The 20,511-nt window shown below is 41.8% G+C and carries 20 protein-coding genes; all 20 read right to left on the reverse strand.

Annotated elements, in window-relative coordinates; genetic code table 11:
- Positions 1–17 precede the first annotated feature (17 nt).
- Positions 18–638, reverse strand: coding sequence for a MotE family protein (locus ACH0BF_RS08095; RefSeq protein WP_340854688.1), 621 nt, complete (start codon positions 636–638; stop codon positions 18–20).
- Positions 639–647: 9 nt separating this feature from the next.
- Positions 648–1,091, reverse strand: a complete 444-nt coding sequence (gene fliJ / locus ACH0BF_RS08100; protein ID WP_120037239.1) for a flagellar export protein FliJ — start codon at positions 1,089–1,091, stop codon at positions 648–650.
- A gap of 2 nt (positions 1,092–1,093) precedes the next feature.
- Positions 1,094–2,416: a flagellar protein export ATPase FliI gene (fliI, locus tag ACH0BF_RS08105; protein WP_406909250.1), complete on the reverse strand. Its 1,323-nt coding sequence runs from the start codon at positions 2,414–2,416 to the stop codon at positions 1,094–1,096.
- Entirely contained in the window at positions 2,413–3,189 is a 777-nt protein-coding gene (gene fliH / locus ACH0BF_RS08110; RefSeq protein WP_340854690.1) for a flagellar assembly protein FliH, read from the reverse strand. Before fliH ends, fliI begins: the two co-directional genes overlap by 4 nt.
- Complete coding sequence (gene fliG / locus ACH0BF_RS08115; protein ID WP_120037233.1) at positions 3,182–4,195, reverse strand: flagellar motor switch protein FliG; 1,014 nt, start codon at positions 4,193–4,195, stop codon at positions 3,182–3,184. The genes fliH and fliG overlap by 8 nt, the downstream gene beginning before the upstream one ends.
- Before the next feature lie 48 nt (positions 4,196–4,243).
- The gene (gene fliF / locus ACH0BF_RS08120) at positions 4,244–5,821 is read right to left on the reverse strand and encodes a flagellar basal-body MS-ring/collar protein FliF (RefSeq protein WP_340854691.1); all 1,578 of its coding nucleotides are present in this window, start codon (positions 5,819–5,821) and stop codon (positions 4,244–4,246) included.
- 63 nt (positions 5,822–5,884) lie between these two features.
- Entirely contained in the window at positions 5,885–6,193 is a 309-nt protein-coding gene (fliE, locus tag ACH0BF_RS08125) for a flagellar hook-basal body complex protein FliE (protein ID WP_120037229.1), read from the reverse strand.
- Between the two features lie 13 nt (positions 6,194–6,206).
- Complete coding sequence (gene flgC, locus ACH0BF_RS08130) at positions 6,207–6,665, reverse strand: flagellar basal body rod protein FlgC (RefSeq protein ID WP_406909251.1); 459 nt, start codon at positions 6,663–6,665, stop codon at positions 6,207–6,209.
- Between the two features lie 2 nt (positions 6,666–6,667).
- Positions 6,668–7,060, reverse strand: coding sequence for a flagellar basal body rod protein FlgB (flgB, locus tag ACH0BF_RS08135; protein WP_120037225.1), 393 nt, complete (start codon positions 7,058–7,060; stop codon positions 6,668–6,670).
- A gap of 380 nt (positions 7,061–7,440) precedes the next feature.
- Positions 7,441–8,220 carry a GTP-sensing pleiotropic transcriptional regulator CodY gene (codY, locus tag ACH0BF_RS08140; RefSeq protein WP_120037223.1) on the reverse strand — a complete coding sequence of 260 codons (780 nt, stop codon included), beginning with the start codon at positions 8,218–8,220 and terminating at the stop codon, positions 7,441–7,443.
- 107 nt (positions 8,221–8,327) lie between these two features.
- Positions 8,328–9,737, reverse strand: coding sequence for an ATP-dependent protease ATPase subunit HslU (hslU, locus tag ACH0BF_RS08145; protein ID WP_120037222.1), 1,410 nt, complete (start codon positions 9,735–9,737; stop codon positions 8,328–8,330).
- Positions 9,738–9,750: 13 nt separating this feature from the next.
- Positions 9,751–10,296: an ATP-dependent protease subunit HslV gene (gene hslV / locus ACH0BF_RS08150; protein ID WP_120037220.1), complete on the reverse strand. Its 546-nt coding sequence runs from the start codon at positions 10,294–10,296 to the stop codon at positions 9,751–9,753.
- Positions 10,297–10,317: 21 nt separating this feature from the next.
- The gene (xerC, locus tag ACH0BF_RS08155; protein ID WP_120037218.1) at positions 10,318–11,220 is read right to left on the reverse strand and encodes a tyrosine recombinase XerC; all 903 of its coding nucleotides are present in this window, start codon (positions 11,218–11,220) and stop codon (positions 10,318–10,320) included.
- A gap of 59 nt (positions 11,221–11,279) precedes the next feature.
- A complete protein-coding gene (trmFO, locus tag ACH0BF_RS08160; protein ID WP_120037216.1) occupies positions 11,280–12,584 on the reverse strand; it encodes an FADH(2)-oxidizing methylenetetrahydrofolate--tRNA-(uracil(54)-C(5))-methyltransferase TrmFO in 1,305 nt (434 codons plus the stop codon).
- Positions 12,585–12,710: 126 nt separating this feature from the next.
- A complete protein-coding gene (gene topA, locus ACH0BF_RS08165; RefSeq protein WP_120037214.1) occupies positions 12,711–14,795 on the reverse strand; it encodes a type I DNA topoisomerase in 2,085 nt (694 codons plus the stop codon).
- Positions 14,796–15,048: 253 nt separating this feature from the next.
- Entirely contained in the window at positions 15,049–15,972 is a 924-nt protein-coding gene (gene dprA / locus ACH0BF_RS08170) for a DNA-processing protein DprA (protein ID WP_340854700.1), read from the reverse strand.
- 39 nt (positions 15,973–16,011) lie between these two features.
- Complete coding sequence (gene sucD / locus ACH0BF_RS08175) at positions 16,012–16,914, reverse strand: succinate--CoA ligase subunit alpha (protein ID WP_120037210.1); 903 nt, start codon at positions 16,912–16,914, stop codon at positions 16,012–16,014.
- Between the two features lie 34 nt (positions 16,915–16,948).
- A complete protein-coding gene (sucC, locus tag ACH0BF_RS08180; RefSeq protein ID WP_120037208.1) occupies positions 16,949–18,112 on the reverse strand; it encodes an ADP-forming succinate--CoA ligase subunit beta in 1,164 nt (387 codons plus the stop codon).
- Between the two features lie 225 nt (positions 18,113–18,337).
- Positions 18,338–18,610, reverse strand: coding sequence for an EscU/YscU/HrcU family type III secretion system export apparatus switch protein (locus tag ACH0BF_RS08185; RefSeq protein ID WP_340854702.1), 273 nt, complete (start codon positions 18,608–18,610; stop codon positions 18,338–18,340).
- Complete coding sequence (locus ACH0BF_RS08190; RefSeq protein ID WP_406909257.1) at positions 18,607–20,493, reverse strand: hypothetical protein; 1,887 nt, start codon at positions 20,491–20,493, stop codon at positions 18,607–18,609. The genes ACH0BF_RS08185 and ACH0BF_RS08190 overlap by 4 nt, the downstream gene beginning before the upstream one ends.
- Between the last annotated feature and the right edge of the window lie 18 nt (positions 20,494–20,511).

A 20,511-nucleotide genomic window follows, 5' to 3' on the forward strand; every position in this document is an offset into this window, starting at 1 on the left:
TCAATCACCGGCTATCCTTACTGAGAAGTACCGGAAAGTAGTTTCGTATATTTAGCAGCTGTTTCCGGAGGAAGTTTTTCCAAAATATCAGCTTGCTTTTCCGTGCTCATTTCTGCCAGAATTTTTACCGCTTCCCTATCTGACAAGTTCACTAAAATATTAGCAATGTTTTTTGGTGCCATTGTTTCATATGTGTTAATTAATTTATTATCTTGTTTGTCAGTAGTAACAGCTGACTCTTCTTCTTTCTTTAACTTCTCTAGTTCGATCTTCAGACGGTCCTTTTCTGTCAATAACTCTTCCACTTTCTTATCGGATGCTTTTAGCTTTTTCTCAAGCTGTTCGATCTTTGCTTCTTTGTTTTTTATCTCCGCTTGCAAAGAAACGACTTTCTCTTTATCTGTTTGGCCGCCTTTATCATCTGCTCCACCGTCTATCATGTTTGAAATGAGAGGAACGTGCTCCCCTACCTCTTTTACTTTTTCAAATACATTCACCCCGGCAACTGTCATAACGATGAGTGCGACAGTAATTGCGAATAGCAATGGAATCACAAGAACAAAAAGAATCCATTGAAATACGCCATATCCTTTTTCTTCTTCTATTTCCACGAATTCTTTTTTCTTTTTCTTTGCCAAGACTCTCACCTATTTTCCACGGTTCATGAATTGAATGGTTGAAATTTCATCCATTTGTTTATTTTCCTCTTCCAGCAAACTTTCTTTAAATTTCTCAAAATCTTTTTCTTTTATCTTTTCATACTTTTTAACTTCTATATTTTTTTCCTGCAACTGCTGCTCATGCCATTGCATTTTATTACGGGCATTAATAACTACTCGCTGCTGGTATTCAATCGTTTGCTCAAGGTTAGAAACGAATAGCTGGTAGTGCTGAATTTCATGAATGGAGAAACCGCTAACCATCTTTGCTTCTTGAAAATCAATTAAGCTCTCTTTCTTTTTTAATAAAGAATATAATTTTTCAGCTGCTGCCTCGAACTGCTTTAGCGATTCATTATAAAGAGTTTGTGTCTCTTCTTTTTCCCGTTCTCTTAACTGCAATATCTTTTGAAATTTATAGTTATATGCCATGCTTAATATTCTCCCTTCTCAGCTAACTGAATAAGAGACGCTACGCTTTCTTCCAAGGAAACTTTTTCATCTGTTCGCTGCTTTAAATAAGAGATAATTTTAGGGTAATATTCAATGGCACGATCAATTTCAACGGATGAGCCTTTTTTGTAAGCACCAATATTAATAAGATCTTCTGAATTTAAGTATGTGCTCATCATCTCTCTAATTTGAATGGCTGCCTGCTTGTGTTCCTCTGATGCGAGATGGCTCATCAAGCGGCTGACACTTTTTAAAACATTGATAGCAGGGTACTGTCCTTTATTAGCTAATGCACGATCAAGTACAATGTGGCCGTCCAGTATCCCTCTCACTGCATCAGCGATTGGTTCATTCATATCATCCCCGTCAACAAGCACTGTATAAAAAGCGGTGATACTCCCCAGTTCATTTGTTCCTGTGCGCTCTAGAAGCTTTGGCAAAATGGCAAATACAGAAGGAGTGTATCCCTTCGTTGCCGGTGGTTCTCCGACTGCCAAGCCGACTTCCCTCTGCGCCATGGCTACCCGCGTAACGGAATCCATCATCAGCATGACATTTAAACCTTTATCTCTGAAGTACTCAGCAATGGCCGTCGCTGTAAATGCTCCTTTAATTCTCATTAAAGCCGGCTGATCCGACGTGGCTGCTACGACAATCGATCGGGAGCGCCCTTCTGGACCGAGATCCCGTTCAATAAACTCTCTTACTTCTCTACCACGTTCACCAATTAAGGCAATAACATTTAGATCAGCTTTTGTATTGCGGGCGATCATTCCGAGGAGCGTACTTTTACCTACGCCGCTCCCCGCAAAAATTCCGATCCGTTGCCCTTTGCCAACTGTAAGCATGCTATCAATCGCTCGCACACCTACCTCTAGCCGGTCATTAATTGGCGGTCGGGTGAGTGGATTAGGTGGACTTTGTTCGGTACCGACAGAAGTGAGCGTTTTTGGAAGGGATGTTCCATCCATTGACTCTCCCATCGAATCAATTACTTTTCCAATAAGTGAAGGGCCGACCTTAATAGCCAGCGGATGACCTAAAGACTCGACAAGACTGCCAGGCGAAATGTCGCTTATGTCACTATAAGGCATAAGTACAACCATTTCATCTTTAAAACCAATCACTTCTGCTCGGATGGCCCGGCCACTCCCTGCTCCATCCGGGTAAATTACACATACATCGCCAATAGACGATTTGGGTCCTTGAGACTCGATCATTAAACCAACCACTCGTTTTATACGACCATATCGTTTATACGTATCAAGGCTGCTAATTTGCTGAGCAATCTGGGTTAATTTCACTTTTCCTCACCTTCAAGAAGTTCGAATAGCTGTTTTCTCAGCTGCTGGAGTTGACTGTCAAGGCCTACTTCAATTCGGCCCTGGCTCGTTTCAATATAACAGCCGTCTTCCTCCAATTTTTCGTTCGGATAGATGTAACAGAGCGTATCGATCGGAAACATGGCGTCTATTTCTTCTTTTTGACTAACAACTAATGAATAGTGCACCGGGTGAACATGTATCTGCAATTCCTTCTGTTCTGGCATATCCTTTAACGCTTGTTGAACCATTCCCAGAAAAGCTTGCTCATCCTCCTCGAGCTTTTGGCTAATAATTTTTTCAGCCGCTTTTACTGCAATATCTAACATGAGCTTTTCCGATCGCTGAACATTCATTTCATACTCTTTTTTTGAGCATTCAATCGTTTCCTTGGCTGTTTCAATCAGCTCCATGTAATCATCATAGCCTGCTTTGTGCCCTTGCTCCTGCCCTGCACGAAAGCCTTCTTCGTAAGCTTGCTCGGTTAGCGATTGTTTCTCTGTTTGCCACGATTGTTTTTCACTTTCAATTTCCTGCTGTACTTCCCGTCGGCGTTGTTCAGCCTGTTCAATAATCGTATAGGCGGCTTCTTCGGCTTCTCTTATTGCCCTTTCCTTCTCTTCTTTAAAATAAAGAGCTTGGTTAGGCAATTCTTCCTCATTATCCAAAGAATGCGACCGAGAATGAAACACTTTCACTTTAATTTCTTTATTGCCGTTACCTTCCGTTCGGTGAGATTTAATAATTCTAGACAATAATGTCATCTCCCCCACCGCGGGCGATAATAATTTCACCGGCTTCTTCCAATCTGCGAATTGTGCTTACAATCCGTGACTGCGCCTCTTCCACATCACGCAAACGCACAGGCCCCATAAACTCCATTTCTTCCTTGAAAGTTTCTACCATCCGTGTGGACATGTTTCGGAAAACCACTTCTTTTACTTCCTCGCTTGAAACTTTCAGTGACAATAGCAAGTCTTCATTTTCACAATCTCGAATGACCCGCTGAATCGAGCGGTTATCCAATGTAACGATATCTTCAAAGACGAACATCCGCTTCTTAATTTCTTCAGCGAGTTCGGGATCTTGAATTTCCAGAGAGTCAAGGATTGTCTTCTCTGTTGCCCGGTCTACCCCGTTCAATACTTCCACAACAGCTTCCACTCCGCCTGTTTGCGTGTAATCCTGGGTAACTGTAGCGCTTAATTTACGCTCGAGAATTGCCTCCACTTCATTAATAATCTCTGGAGAAGTGCTATCCATAATGGCAATTCTTCTTGCAATATCTGCCTGTACATCCTGAGGCAACTCGGAAAGAATCTGACCTGCCTGCTGTGGATCAAGATAAGAAAGAATTAAAGCGATCGTCTGCGGATGCTCATTTTGGATAAAATTTAGAATTTGACTGGCTTCTGCTCTGCGCGCAAAGTCAAAAGGTCTAACTTGTAAGGACGAAGTAAGCCTGTTAATAATATTTTGCGCTTGATCTTTGCCAAGCGCTTTTTCAAGCACCGTCTTGGCATAACCAATTCCGCCTTGGGCAATATAATCCTGGGCAAGAGCAATATTATGAAACTCCTCAAATACTTCCTCTTTTGCCTCTGTATCTACTTTTTTTACGCCTGATATTTCCAGTGTCAGTCGTTCGATCTCTTCTTCCGACAAATGCTTATATACAGAAGCTGATACATCCGGACCAAGGGAAATAAGAAGAATGGCCGCTTTTTGTTTCCCTGTTAACTTTTTCTCTCTAACAGCCATACTGAATTCCTCCTATTCAACACATTATCTTGTATATGCCATCGGTTTTTATTCTTCAGATAACCAAGACCGGAGGAGTTTGGCAAACTCTTCGGGTTTTTCTTTCGCCATTTTCTCCAATTGTTTTCTGCGGGCCGATCCTTCTGTTTCTATTTCGTTAATATCAGCAAGCGGCTCTTCTGGTTCTAACTCTTCTTCGAACTCTTCTTCCTCTTGACGGCGACCGCGCAAAATCAAGAATACTAGTACTCCGATAATGACAAGCAATACGGCTCCAACTACGTATACCCACCAAGGTATAGAGGATTGCTTTTCTTCAGTAAACGTCGCTTTTCCTTTAAATGGCTGAACAGAAACAGAAATCTTTCCTTCTAAATCCTGGTCAGTTAGCTCTTGATTATATCCTTTATCAATAGATGTCCGAACGATTGTACCAAGCATTTGTTGAATATCGTCCACTCGTTCTTGAGGCAAAGAATCTGGATTGTTAGCCTTTGGCGGCTCAACCATCACTTGAATCCCTAAATCTCGAATCTTATAAGGGCTTTCTTTAATTTTCTTGCGGATGCGATTTACTTCATTATTAATTGTTTCTTCGGAACGCTCATAGTCACCGGAACCGCCGGTCCCTCCCATATAGGTGGAACCTTGTGAATCGGCCGGATCTTCTCCTTGAGGAATACCACCAGCTGCCCCGTCGCCCGTAAAGGTTTCATTAATTCTTTGAGCGCTGATTTGGATACCAGCCATCTTTTCTTCATCTACAGGTGTAACGAGGTTTTCTTCTCTATTCTCCTGGGTAAAGTCAACATCGGCAGTAACGGATGCTACAACCTTGTCTTGACCCATCAGCGTGCCGAGCATACTTTGAACTTGTCGCTGAATATCCCGTTCAATTTTCTTTTTAATGTCCATCTGCTGAACCATCTCATTACCGTAGAGAGAGCCGCTATCCTGCTGGTCATAATACTCAAAATTCTGATTCATAATAACGATATTCTCTTCTGGCAAGTTGGGCACACTTTTCGAAACAAGATGGTAAAGTGATTTAATTTGCTTTTCATCAAATTGATAGCCAGACTCTGTTTTCAGCACAACAGACGCAGAGGCTTTTTCTTCATCGTCTTTCACAAATACCTCTTTTTGTGGAAGATTGATCATGACTTTAGCATCTTTTACACCTTCAATGCCTGTCATTAAATGAGCAAGCTCTGTTTGCATAGCATCCAGTTTTAAAATATTAAATTCATTGTCGGTCATACCGAAGCCAGCATTCTCACTAAAAAAGCCGTAATCAATGCTTCCCGATTTAGGCAGACCTTCTGCCGCTAAATCAACCTTCAATGAATCTACCGTTTCCTCAGGAACGAGTATACCGGTTCCTCCTTCAGTAATTTCATACTTGATTCCCCGGCCGTCCAAATTTTCTTTAATAGCTCCTATCTCCGTAGGAGCAAGCTCACTGTAAAGTGGTACCATCTTGTCTCTTGTCATAAATAAAACAAGAGCGCTAATGGCTATAACGAACAGCAGAAAAGCGCCTATGCCTATCCATCTTTGCCTTTTCGTACGGCTGTTCCAATATTCTCGTATTCTTGTTAATTGTTGGCGTATCGTTTCATTCATTACAATCCCCCGGTTAAGTTGCTTCTGATTCAAAGGGTGTTTCACTAGTTTGTCTTTTTACATTTACATTTGCATTCTCATAATTTCCTGATAAGCTTCTACAGCTTTGTTGCGCACTTCCATCGTTAATTGCATCGCTACGCTTGCTTTTTGTCCGGCAATCAACACTTGATGAAGATCTACATTCTCCCCGCGGATGAGCTTACTTGTCATATCATTAGATGTAGCATCCGCTTGACTCACTTGATTAAGCGACTCTTTTAAAAAGTCGGCAAAATTCTGTTGAGCTTTATAAGGGGTTACTTCAGGCTTCAATTCAGCTCTTTCAGCTTTTGAAAATGGTGTGACTGCTTGCACAGATTGAATAGCCATTTATTTATCTCCTTTATTTACCAATTTCTAAAGCTTTTGTCATCATAGACTTCGATGCGTTAAAGACTGTTACATTTGCCTCATAGGAGCGCGTGGCAGCCATTAAATCTACCATCTCCCGTAAAGGATCAACGTTAGGCATCTGCACATATCCTTCTTCATTCGCATCAGGATGCGTTGGATCATAAACCATTTTAAAAGGTGTCAAATCGTCTTCTACAATGTTGGTAACCTTGACTCCATCTCCCGCCCCACCGCTTTGACGGCCGATTGCTTGATTTAAATAGGAAGAAAAATCGCCTTGTCTAGGTTGAAGAACAACTGATTTACGGCGATACGGCTCCCATTTCCCGTCAACCTGACGGGCACGAGTAGAATCCATGTTAGCCATATTGGAAGAGATAACATCCATGCGCAAACGCTGGGCAGTCAAAGCTGATGAAGTCGTATTCATACTATGAAATATGGACACCTTTACCTTCCTCCTTTAATGACATTTGTTAAAGAATTAAACTTGCTGCTCATTCGATCGACAAGGGCATTATAATAAATCTGATTGGTCGCAAGGTCCGACATTTCCTTATCCGTGTCGACACTATTGCCATTTTGATTAAATGAGAGGTTGCGATTCGTCACAACCGCAGGGTGGCTTTGACTTGACTGAAAAGAAAAATGACGGGAATCTGTTCGGTAAGCATTCAATTCATTAGCTAGTGTTTCGTCAAATACTTTTTTAAAGCTGACATCTTTCGACTTATAGTTTGGTGTGTCTGCATTTGCAATATTATTAGCAATGACTTTTTGCTTCAGCGCAGAATAATCCAATCCTTTTTCAATGTTACTGAATGAATCTGAAAATATCTTCATTTATCACCACTCCGCTTGATGTGTTAGTAATATTTACTCGAATGAAAACGTTTTGAAACATTTTTTCCTATATTTGCTTTATTTTAAAAGGAAAGAACCTTTTGCCCTATTTGGATTTATTTTCAATCTCACGTTAGAAACTATAACATAATTCTTATTTAAATTTCACTTAAGTTTACAATTTCGCTAAAAAAATAATACATTTTTAACTAAATTGACAAACGTAGGCATTTTTACTTACTTAATAACACAACTAGAAATCACTACCACACATTTAATCACAATTTCCCAACCATAACAAATGACAAAATTCCTATTTTGGGAATAAACAACAAAAAAACCACCTGTCGAAAACAGGCGGTTTTTTACTTATAAAGAAATTAATTTGATTTTAATTTTTCTAATTCAATGAGGAATTTATCATTTAATACTTTAATGTATGTGCCTTTCATCCCTAAAGAACGAGACTCAATGACACCAGCACTCTCCAACTTTCGCAGCGCATTCACGATAACAGAGCGAGTAATGCCGACACGGTCAGCAATTTTTGAGGCGACAAGTAAGCCTTCTTTTCCGTCTAATTCTTCAAAGATATGTTCAATCGCTTCCAGCTCACTATAGGAAAGAGAGCTGATCGCCATTTGGACAACCGCTTTGCTTCTTGCTTCCTCTTCAATCTCTTCTGTCTTCTCACGTAAAATTTCCATGCCTACTACGGTTGCTCCGTACTCAGCTAAAATTAAATCTTCATCATGGAACTTCTCTTCTAAACGAGCCAACACTAGCGTACCAAGACGTTCACCTGCCCCTTTAATTGGAACAATCGTCGTATGACCATTTTTAAACAACTCTTTATTCTCAACCGGGAAAGCAGTATACTCGCTATCTACATCCAGGTTAGAAGAAGTCTCTTCTAAGTTAAACAAGTTTTTTGTGTACTCTTCAGGGAAACGTCGTTCAGCAAGCATTTGTTTCATCCGCTCGTTTTCGATTTGCTGATTCACCCCGAAGCCTAGTAACTTTCCTCGACGACTCACTACATATACATTCGCTTCAATTAATCCAGACAGGGACTCTGCCATTTCTTTGAAATTGACATGTTTGCCTGCTGCATCTTGCAACAACTTGTTAATCTTTCTTGTTTTCTCTAACAAATTCATAATAAAATCCTCCTACAATGACTAGTCTATCTGTTACCGGTCAATGCATTATTTTTTACTTTATTTTCTACTTCCCGTTCTACCCTTTTATCCATTGAGTTGAAACTCTATAGGATAAACTGACTCACATCTTTATCACGTGAAATAGCTTCCAACTTCTCATTTACATATTGCGGAGTAATCGTAATTTTCTCCATCGTGATATCAGGCGCTTCAAATGATAGGTCTTCCAATAGCTTTTCCAGGATGGTATGAAGGCGGCGAGCACCTATGTTATCAGTACTTTGATTGACTTCAAAGGCAATTTCTGCTATACGTTTTATAGCATCGTCAGAAAATTCAATTTCTATACCTTCCGTTTCTAATAAAGCTATATATTGTTTTATTAAAGCATTATCTGGTTCCACTAAAATGCGAACAAAATCTTCCACTGACAGTTTCCCAAGTTCTACGCGAATTGGAAAACGCCCTTGTAATTCCGGAATAAGATCGGATGGTTTCGACATATGAAAAGCGCCTGCTGCGATGAATAAAACATGATCGGTCTTTACCGAACCATATTTTGTTACAACCGTCGAACCTTCTACAATCGGTAAGATGTCACGTTGCACGCCTTCTCTCGACACGCTGGCCGATGAAGAAGCTGCACCTTTAGCTGCTATCTTATCAATTTCATCAATGAAGATAATACCTGTCTGCTCGGCCCGTCTGATCGCCTCTTGTGTAACATCATCCATATCAATTAGCTTTTGAGCTTCTTCATTGGTCAATACTTCTCGTGCTTCTTTAACCGATAACTTCCTTTTCTTCTTTTTCTTCGGCAAAAGCCCACCGAGTGCATCCTGCATGCTCATACCCATTTGTTCCATGCCCGACCCTTGAAACATATCAAACATGGAAGGCGGCTGCTCTTCCACTTCGATTGTAACGATCTCCTCTTCCATTTCGCCGCGCGCAAGCTGATCTGCAACCAACTTTCTTCGCTCTCGAATAGAAGACTCCTCATGAGAATCCTCCTGGCTCACCTGCTCTTGTCCACTGCCGCCAAATAACATTTCAAATGGATTCTTCATACTGGCTGCTTTCTTTCTTGTCGGAACAAGCAATTCTACGAGCCGCCGATTGGCTGCTTCTCTTGCCGGCTCTTGCACAGATTGGATTTTTTCTTCTTTGATGATTCTTACAGATGTTTCAGCTAAATCGCGCACCATAGATTCTACATCCCGGCCGACATAACCTACTTCTGTAAATTTCGTTGCCTCTACTTTAATAAAGGGTGCGCCCGAGAGTTTTGCGACACGACGGGCAATTTCCGTTTTCCCAACCCCTGTCGGACCGATCATCAATATATTTTTAGGAATGACTTCATCCCGAATTTGATCACTTAACAAACTGCGTCGGTAACGATTACGTAAAGCAACAGCTACTGCTTTTTTAGCATCTTTCTGACCGACAATATACTGGTCAAGCCGTTCTACAATTTGTCTCGGCGTCAACTGCAATGATTTCTTCTCCAAGCTCTTCACTCCTTTACTCAAGTTCTTCCAAAATAATCTGGTCATTCGTATAGACGCATATCTCTCCTGCGATTTCTAAAGCAGCTTTAGCAATTTCTCTCGCGGATAGATGATCGCCTGAATAAGTTTTTAAAGCGCGTCCTGCGGCTAAGGCGAAGTTGCCCCCCGATCCAATAGCTAAAATGCCATCATCCGGTTCAATGACTTCTCCTGTTCCGGAGATTAATAGAATATTCGAGCGGTCCATTACGATTAGCATGGCCTCTAAACGGCGCAGCACTTTATCAGAACGCCATTCTTTCGCAAGCTCGACTGCTGCACGCTGCAGATTTCCGTTATACTCTTCCAGCCTACTCTCAAACAACTCAAACAACGTGAAAGCATCAGCGACAGATCCAGCAAAGCCTGCAAGTACTTTTCCATTGAACAGCTTGCGCACTTTTCTGGCCGTGTGTTTCATGACAACAGCATTTCCAAATGTCACTTGCCCGTCTCCGGCCATTGCACACCCGCCTTTGTGCTGAACAGCAAAAATTGTAGTAGCATGAAACTGATCCATAAATTCTGATTCCTCCTTTACTTACGCACGGGGATGATGAGTTAAATACGTCTTTCTTAAATGTTCTTTTGTCACATGAGTGTATACTTGTGTAGAAGAAAGATGATCATGCCCAAGCAGTTCTTGAACCGTCCGCAAATCCGCCCCATTGTTCAGCAAGTGAGTAGCAAAGGTATGCCTCAGCATATGGGGATGAATTTTTCTTGTTAACGACGCTTTCTCAATCAGTGTGGTTAAAATGTGACGGACGCCTCTTGAAGTCAGCGGTTTGCCACGATGGTTAACAAACAAAAAAGAGTGGTTGTCTGTAGACTTCATTAAGAACTTTCTCGCTGTTGCTATGTATCGCTCGATTGCTTCATGGGCAAAAGTTCCGAAAGGCACATATCTCTCTTTATTCCCTTTTCCTTTAACAAGTAACACGGAAAAATCAAAATCAATATGCTTCATTTCAATTCCTGTACATTCACTCACACGGATACCCGTTGCATAGAGCAGCTCAAGTATTGCTTTATTACGGAGGTTCAAAGGCTCTTCCCCTTCGCACACAGCAAAAAGCTCTTCCATCTCTTCTTCATAAAAAAAGGAGGGGAGCTTATTTGCCCCTTTTGACTGCTGCACGAGCGCAAAAGGATTTTCCGTTATGACCTTTTCTCTGGATAAGAAGCGAAAAAAACTGCGCATGCTAGAAACTCTTCTAGCAATAGTAGAGCGGGACAGTTGTTTATCGTGCAGCGTTGTTAAATACAACCGTGCATCCAAGTATTCCACATCTTCTAAGTTCTTAATGCTTTGCTCAGTAATGAACTTAAAGAATTCTTCAATATCGTAGCGATAAAATTGTATCGTGTAATTTGAATAGTGTTTTTCGACTCGCAAGAACTCGATGAACGATTGTAAATACTTATTAAAAGGTTCAGACATTTAAACACCCCCATAGGGCTACTAAATAGTATCACAATCAAGCAGCCCTTGCAAGAAGTTTACAAACTTTTCACAAAAGTTTGAATTGTTTCTAATGCCCGCTGAGCATGGGCTTCGTATCTTTCCTTCTTGTTTCTTATTTTAACCGGAAGGTCAGGAAACAAACCAAAATTAGCATTCATTGGCTGAAAATTCTTTTCATTTGTTGAAGTAATATAATGAGCCATGCTACCAATCGCTGTTTCTGCCGGTACAGCCACAGGATCTTTTCCAAGGGCTAGACGCGCTGCATTGATCCCGGCAATCAAACCGCTTGCTGCGGATTCTACATATCCTTCCACACCCGTCATTTGGCCGGCAAAGAATAAATTACTCCGTTCCTTGAACTGATAAGTCGGCTGCAAAACTTTCGGCGAATTAATAAACGTATTACGGTGCATAACTCCATATCGGACAATCTCTGCCTTTTCCAGTCCAGGGATTAATTGCAGGACTTCTTTTTGAGGCCCCCATTTTAAATGCGTTTGAAAACCAACAATGTTATAGAGCGTCCCGGCGGCATCATCTTGACGCAGCTGCACAACCGCATGAGGTCTTTTTCCTGTGCGCGGATCTTCCAATCCGACTGGTTTCATCGGTCCAAACAGAAGCGTTTTCTTTCCGCGCTTTGCTAGAACTTCCACTGGCATGCAGCCTTCAAAGAAAATCTCTTTTTCAAATTCCTTAAGGGGAACGGTTTCCGCAGAGATCAGCGCTTCATAAAACCTGTCAAATTCTTCTTCTGTCATTGGACAGTTTAAATAAGCGGCTTCTCCTTTATCATAACGGGACTTTAAATAGGCTTTACTCATATCTATGCTGTCCTTCTCAATAATAGGAGCGGCAGCATCATAAAAGTATAAATAATCTTCTCCCGTTAGTTCCTTCAACTTTTGCGATAAGGCTTGGCTTGTTAACGGTCCGGTAGCAATGACAGTAATTCCCTCGGGGATGTCTGTCATCTCTTCATTAAAGACCGTAACGTTCGGATGATTTTTCACCCGTTCAGTCACTAGACCGGCAAATTCATGGCGGTCAACGGCAAGGGCTCCTCCTGCTGGAACAGAACAATGGTCTGCTGCAGAAATAATAACGGAATGCAAAGCTCTCATTTCTTCTTTCAACACGCCGACAGCATTGGTGAGTGCGTTAGCCCGCAATGAATTGCTGCAAACGAGCTCAGCGAATTTATCTGTATGATGAGCCGGTGTTTGTTTGACGGGCCGCATTTCATACAGATGTACTTTCACGCCCCGTTCAGCAATTTGAAAAGCTGCTTCGCTTCCGGCTAACCCTGCTCCGATCACATTCACGACTGGTTCCATTGTTTTTTTGCCTCCTGAATAAATAATGGTACGTACATCTATGTCCCTAAAGCATTGTACAACAGACGTTCCCATAAAAAAAGTATTATGTGCAAAAACAAGCAAAAAAGCGGGAAATTCCCGCTTTTATACCTGTGTTTCTTCCTTATAATCGCAGCCTGTACATTGAATTTGCACGCCTTTTTTCAGTTTCTTTTCAACAAGCATCTGTTCACATTTTGGACACTTTCGCTCAATTGGTTTATCCCATGATAAAAAGTCACATTCTGGAAAGCGATCGCACCCATAAAAAATACGGCGTTTTTTACTTTTTCTTTCTATTATATTTCCTTCCTTGCACTTCGGACATTTCACGCCGATTTCCTTTACAATCGCTTTTGTATTCCGGCAATCAGGAAAGTTGCTGCAAGCCATAAACTTTCCATAACGGCCCATTTTAAATACCATCGGATTGCCACAGTTTTCACAATCCTCGCCAGCAGGTTCATCCTTAATTTCAACTTTCTCCATTTCTTCTTCCGCTTTAACTAAGTGTTTTTCAAACCCCTGATAGAATTCATCGATTACCTCGACCCATTCTACTTGTCCGTCTTCTATATTATCTAAGTCTTTTTCCATCTTTGCTGTAAATTCAACATCAATAATATTTGAAAAGAATTCCATCATCAGCTCATGCACAATTTCGCCTAATTCTGTTGGTACAAAGCGCTTATTATCAAGAGCTACATAGCCGCGTTTTTGAATTGTGTCAAGCGTAGGAGCAAACGTGGACGGCCGACCAATCCCCAGCTCTTCCAGCGTTTTTACAAGCCGTGCTTCTGTATAGCGAGGCGGCGGTTGAGTAAAGTGCTGTTTCGGCTCTATGGTCTCGGAAATTACTTTGTTCCCTTTTTCCAAGTTAGGCAACTGTTTTTCTTTCTCTTCTTGCCCATCATCTGATCCTTCTATATACACTTTCATGAAACCTTGAAATTTCACTTTCGAACCGGTAGCCCGAAATGTCACCTCGCCGTTTACAAGGTCTGCGCTGACCGTATCTATCACCGCTGCTGACATTTGACTGGCAAGGAAACGTTCCCATATCAATTTGTATAGCCGTAACTGATCGCGCGACAAAAATTCTTTTAGCATCCCCGGTTCCTTGAATACACTTGTTGGACGTATAGCTTCATGCGCATCCTGGGCATTTGACGGTTTCTTTTCTTTCCTCGCTTTGGCTTCAGCTTCTTTTGTATATTCTTTGCCATGAATCGACTCGATAAATTCATGCGCCTCTTTTTGAGCAACCTCAGAGACTCTCGTTGAATCCGTTCTCATGTACGTAATTAACCCGACTGTTCCTTCTTTGCCCAAATCGATTCCTTCGTATAGCTGCTGAGCGAGCATCATCGTCTTCTTTGCTCGAAAGTTCAGCTTGCGGGCTGCTTCCTGCTGGAGAGAAGATGTTGTAAATGGCGGTGCAGGATTTCTTCTGCGTTCCTTTTTTGTCACACTGGCAATCTCGAAGCTGTTTCCTTTAATAGCTGAAAGAACCGCTTTTACTTCTTCTTCAGATTTCAAAGCCGTTTTCTTCCCGCCCTTTCCATAAAAGGAGGCTGAAAAAGAATCTGTTCCTTTTGAAAACTGGGCTTCAATTGTCCAATATTCTTCCGGTGTAAATTGAGTGATCTCTTTTTCACGATCGATAATCAGTCGCAAAGCGACTGATTGCACGCGCCCTGCGCTCAGCCCTTTTTTAACTTTCTTCCAAAGGAGCGGGCTAATATTGTAACCGACTAGACGGTCCAAAATACGGCGCGCTTGTTGGGCATCCACAAGATCCGTATTAATCGGCCTTGGATGCTTGAATGATTCCTTAATGGCATCTTTTGTAATTTCATTAAACACAACCCGGCAATCCGATGACGTATCAAGGTCAAGACTATGAGCCAAATGCCAGGCAATCGCTTCCCCTTCTCTGTCGGGGTCAGCCGCCAGATAGATTTTTTTCGCTTTTTTGGCGGCTGTCTTTAATTCTTTCAGCACGGGTCCCTTTCCACGGATGGTAATATATTTCGGTTCATAATTATTTTCTATATCAACACCCATTTGACTTTTAGGCAAATCGCGCACATGGCCCATAGATGCTTTTACTTTATATTTTTTCCCCAAGTAACGTTCAATTGTTTTCGCTTTTGCAGGGGACTCGACTATTACTAAGTACTCTGACATGCATAAACCTCCCCCTAGAGGTGAAAATAAATAGATGTAACACACATTATTAGCCGGTTTGATGACAATTGTCAATCAATTGCATTTTAATTATGTTTTTCTATTTGTTTTTCTCTATTCATTAAGTTATTTTTTTCATCATTAAAATCATTGATTCTTTTGCAAAATTTAATACAGTTTGCGAATAAAAGCAACCTTTTTTTATCAAAGACGGAAAAATTAATTGATTTTTCTTCCATATTTGTATCGATTTTTACATAATTTCCTCTAAAATATCTGCACTTGTCCGCACTATTTTGGCTCCCTCACTAATTAGCTCATTTGTTCCTTCAGACAACGGTTCATCAATCCTTCCCGGAACACAAAATACCTCTCTCCCCTGCTCTAAAGCACAGTAAGCGGTAATTAAAGAGCCGCTTTTCTTTCCCGCCTGTACTATAACAGAACCGAGAGATAAGCCACTAATGATTCGGTTTCTAGCAGGAAAATGCCACTTTCTAGGTGGGGTGTTTGGCGGGTATTCAGAAACAATCAGGCCGGATTTCATGATTTTTTGAGCTAAAGACAAATTCTCTCTCGGATATATATGATGAAATCCGCCAGCAATAACGGCGATCGTTCCCCCCTCTTCAGCCAAAGCTGCCTCGTGGGCAAAAGCGTCCACTCCTTTTGCCAGTCCGCTGACGATAATACAACCATATTCGACGAGTTCTGGCACCAACAGTTGTACAGCCTTCCGTCCATATTCATTGGCTGTTCGCGCGCCAACAATCGCTATTTTTCGCTCACACGTAAGCAAAGACACATCTCCTGCTGTATAGAGGATCCATGGAGGTTGCGGCAAGGTTTTTAGAAGGGGCGGATAGGAGGGACTATAAATGGGGATCGATTGAAACCCTTGAGCTTTGTACATTTTGAGTAGAGGGCGGTCCTTTTGATGCTTCAGCTGTTCGACAACAGCCGCAGAGCGGGAAGGTGAAATGGCAAGTATGCGGGAGAGATAGACAGGGGAATAGTTATATAAATTCTTCAGGTCATTTTCTTGCCTCAAAAGTGAATAAATGGCTTTCCAGCCGATGCCATGACAATGTTGCAAGTGGATGATTTTTTCCGTTAGCACGTCCAGTTTGACTGCCTCCTTTGTAAAGAAAAAGGCTGTCCGAAATGCCTTTTGCATTGCTTTCGGAGCAGCCTCTTCGTTGTTTATTTAACTAGATTAATGCGTTTTGCACTCTTCGTAAATGCCTTTTTCTTTGATCACTTCGATCAAAGTTTCACCCATAACGGATGGAGTTTCAGCTACTTTAATTCCGCATTCGTTCATTACGCGGATTTTTTCATCAGCTGTCCCTTTTCCGCCAGAAATGATGGCACCGGCATGGCCCATGCGTTTTCCTGGAGGTGCAGTACGGCCGCCGATGAAGCCGACAACAGGTTTTGTCATGTTTGCTTTTACCCATTGAGCTGCTTCTTCTTCAGCTGTTCCGCCGATTTCACCGATCATAATAACAGCTTTTGTTTCTGGATCTTCGTTAAACGCTTTTAATACGTCAATAAAGTCCGTACCGTTTACTGGGTCTCCACCAATACCAACAGCTGTTGATTGGCCGATGCCAGCTTGTGACAATTGGTGTACCGCTTCATAAGTTAATGTACCGGAGCGGGAAACAACACCGACATGGCCTTTAGTATGAATGTAACCAGGCATGATACCAATTTTACATTCATCAGGTGTAATAACACCCGGGCAGTTTGGCCCAACTAAGCGAGTTTTCTTGCCTTGCATATAGCGTTTTACTTTTACCATATCTAATACTGGGATATGTTCAGTAATACAGATAACAAGATCAAGCTCTGCATCTACTGCTTCTACGATTGCATCTGCAGCGAATGGAGCAGGAACATAAATAACAGAAGCGTTAGCACCTGTTGCTTTTACTGCATCACTAACAGTATTAAATACCGGTACGCCTTCTACCTCTGTTCCACCTTTACCCGGTGATGTACCACCAACGATTTTTGTACCGTATTCCAACATTTGTTTTGTATGGAAAAGAGCTGTTTTACCAGTGATACCTTGAACGATTACTTTTGTGTCTTTATTAACAAATACACTCATGCCTATACCTGCCTTTCTCTGGTCAACTCTGGGATTATTTGCTTACAAGCTCAACGATTTTTTGTGCGCCATCAGCCATAGACTCAGCCGCAACAATGTCAATATCAGACTCACTTAAGATTTTCTTACCTAAATCAACGTTTGTTCCTTCTAAACGAACAACAAGTGGCACAGATAAGCCGACTTGTTTCGCAGCTTCTACCACACCAGTTGCAATGATGTCACATTTCATAATTCCGCCGAAAATGTTAACGAAAATACCTTTAACATTTTTGTCGGAAAGAATAATTTTAAATGCTTCTGTAACTTTTTCAGCTGTCGCGCCGCCCCCAACATCAAGGAAGTTAGCCGGATCGCCGCCGTAATGCTTAATGATATCCATTGTTGCCATAGCGAGGCCTGCCCCATTAACCATACAGCCAATGTTGCCATCAAGAGAGATATAGCTTAAGTCATATTTAGAAGCTTCGATTTCTTTTGGATCTTCTTCTTCTAAATCGCGGTATTCCATAATATCTTTATGGCGGTACAATGCGTTAGAATCAAAGTTGATTTTCGCATCAAGCGCCATAACATTACCGTCACCTGTTACAACAAGCGGGTTAATCTCAGCAATAGAAGCGTCTTTCTCAATAAATACTGTATAAAGACCCATCATAAACTTCACTGCTTTGTTCACAAGTTCTGCCGGAATATTGATGTTGAAAGCGATACGGCGAGCTTGGTAAGGCATTAAGCCTGTTACTGGATCAATGTACTCCTTGAAAATCTTTTCTGGAGTAGCTGCCGCTACCTCTTCGATTTCTGTTCCGCCTTCTTCAGAAGCCATTAATACGACTTGAGACGTAGCGCGATCTAGAACAAGACCAACGTAATATTCTTTTTGAATATCGCAGCCTTCTTCAATCAATAAACGCTTGACTTCTTTTCCTTCTGGACCTGTTTGATGAGTGACAAGCGTTTTACCTAAAATTTCTTCAGCATATGTACGCACTTCATCAATATTTTTTGCAACTTTAACTCCGCCCGCTTTTCCGCGGCCGCCTGCGTGAATTTGCGCTTTTACGACACAAACGTCAGTGCCAAGTTGTTTTGCTGCTTCAACTGCTTCTTCAACGGAAAAAGCAACTTTACCGTTTGGAACGGCTACCCCGTAATTTCTGAGGATTTCTTTGCCTTGATACTCATGGATATTCATACTTCATCCTCCTATCAATCTCAAAAAAGTAGACTGCGTTTCCATTGTATATAAAGTCGGAATTTCTGTCTAGATATTGGACCTAATTTTGTTATTGTTCGGCTTTTTTATAGATTTTTGCGATTATTCCAACACTCGTAAGCGCTTTTTATGGAAAAAATGGATGTCCTTTCGCAGCCCCTTCTACACAATTACCCTACCCTCAAATGATAAACCTCATTCAAATTATTTTTTTAGCTGGTCAAGCCGGTAAATGAAGGCAAACACTTCCGCTACGGCTTGATAGAGTTCTTCGGGGATGGTTTCATTAATTTCTAACTTCCCCAACAGCTCGACCAGGCTTGGGTCTTCCTGGATAGGAATATTATGCTCTTTAGCTCTTTCAAGGATGTTTTCGGCCACTTTGCCCTTCCCTTTAGCAATTAACAGAGGGGACTGGTTCTTTTCAGCGCGGTAAGAGAGAGCGGCCGCCTGTTTTCTTTTTGTCTCTTTATTCATATGCGGATATCCACTCCCTCATAAGGCTGTGTTTCCATTACCTGAACAAGCGGAGGCAGCTCGCTTTTCCCGGACTGCTTGAACTGAATGCTCGATAACTGATACCCTTTTTCTTCTATCCCTGCCTTCAGTGAGGGAAGAAGAGCCGCTGCGGTTGACTTTAGACCAGGCGTTTCATTAAATATTTGCAATTGGATAATCCGATTTTGTACTTGCATATCTATTACCGTTTCTTTTATATGTTCGAGTTCTAAATAAAATAGTACTCGGCAATAATCGGAATCTAGTTGACCATCTTCCGTCTTTTTTCCTGACCATTGTAAAGTCAGCTCCGTATGAAAACCGAACAGATTAATCGGCACTTGCATAATCAGCTGCTGAATAGGCCCATTTTCAGCAGACAGCAGGGGCTGTACATTCATCCGTCCCAGCAATTGTTCTGCAGATTCTTTAATATGAACAGGCAGGTTTTCACTAAGAAGGCGCAACAGCTGGGGCTTTAGCATTTTCTCAAGCTCAGCCTCTTCAGGCAAACTTGTTCCGAGCATTCCTTCCAGGTCAATCCCTAACCATCGGAACGTATCCTTGATCAATGAATGGGCTTCCTTGGCAGATAAATGAAGCTGCATATCATTCTCTACCGCAAGTGCAATTTGTTGAAACAACAATTCCTTTCTGGATAGCGCTGCCAATGACGAAGAATGAATTTTTGCTGTTTCATTTTTTATAAGGCCAACAAACTCTTCTGCCTCTTTATTAAAGAGAGCAGCCAATTGGCGAATCGCTTCCGATGGCTCATTATGCTGGATACTTACTTTTGCAGCGGTTTTAAAAACAGCCGCTATTTGCTCATTGGTTAGGTCTGTAGTCTTTAGTCCCTCTATTAATGACTTAATTTCAGCTGTTAAAGGCCCTACAGCGCTCTTCCCCGCCGCTTTGGCATTGTTAATCAATGCTTGCTCTAATCGCTGCAGAGACTCCCTATCAGCTGGTTGCTGGATAAACTGGCTGACCGCCTGCTTTATGGAAGGCGGTTTATTTTCAAAGACCGCCTGGTTCGTTGCCCCAGGTGAGCTTGTTTCTCTTTTCCATTGGCGCATGATTTGAACGAGCGAATCATCGACGCTGTCTCCAGACTCTGAAATAACTCCCCATGATTTAACTAAATCAATAGCTGCTGACTTAGAGGCTGATAGCTTTTCAGGTGAAAACAGCTTTTCCATTATGGCGGCTGCAATTTTCTGGACAGTATGCTTCTCCAGAGGAGTCTGCCAGTCTTTTAACAATTTTATTAATGCATCGGCCGAGGTCGGTGGCTGATTCATCTGCTGAAGCTTTGCAGCCAGATCTTCTGTTAATTGACCAAGAGAAATTGAAGAGTAAGCTGTCATCAAAGGTTGGAAGATAGCTTTAGTTATTGGGAGAGAATGCTCGGTCATCATCTTGATTGCTTGCAACCCATCAGACAGCGGTCCCTTCGCCAGCCATTCTCCCGCCTTCATAATCAACTCTTTCGTCAGCGGCATCTTCTCTCTCATCACCATTTCGACAAATGCTTTATTCTCTTTTGTGATCGGTAAAGACAACTGCATGAGTAAATCCCTTGCCATTTTTGATAGACTTTCATTTTCTGACATTGGCGATGTAATCACTTGCAGGTGTATTCCTTCATTATTCGATGCTACTCGGAACCAATATCTTTCCCCTGATTGAAGCGGCACTTCCAGCTTTGCAACCATTGTAGTCGTTCCAGTCGATAGCTCAGCCATGCCATTCGGTAACATTTTTACTACTTTGGCGGGAAACATCTCCCCTTCTCGTAACTGAGCTGTTTTTTCCTTGCCGAGAAGACCTTGCGCGAGAGCAGCTTGCTGGATAATCATCTCTTTCCTTCCCCCCTT

It is taken from the genome of Pseudobacillus sp. 179-B 2D1 NHS (genome assembly GCF_045370945.1).
In the GTDB taxonomy this organism is placed as follows: Bacteria; Bacillota; Bacilli; order Bacillales; family Domibacillaceae; genus Pseudobacillus.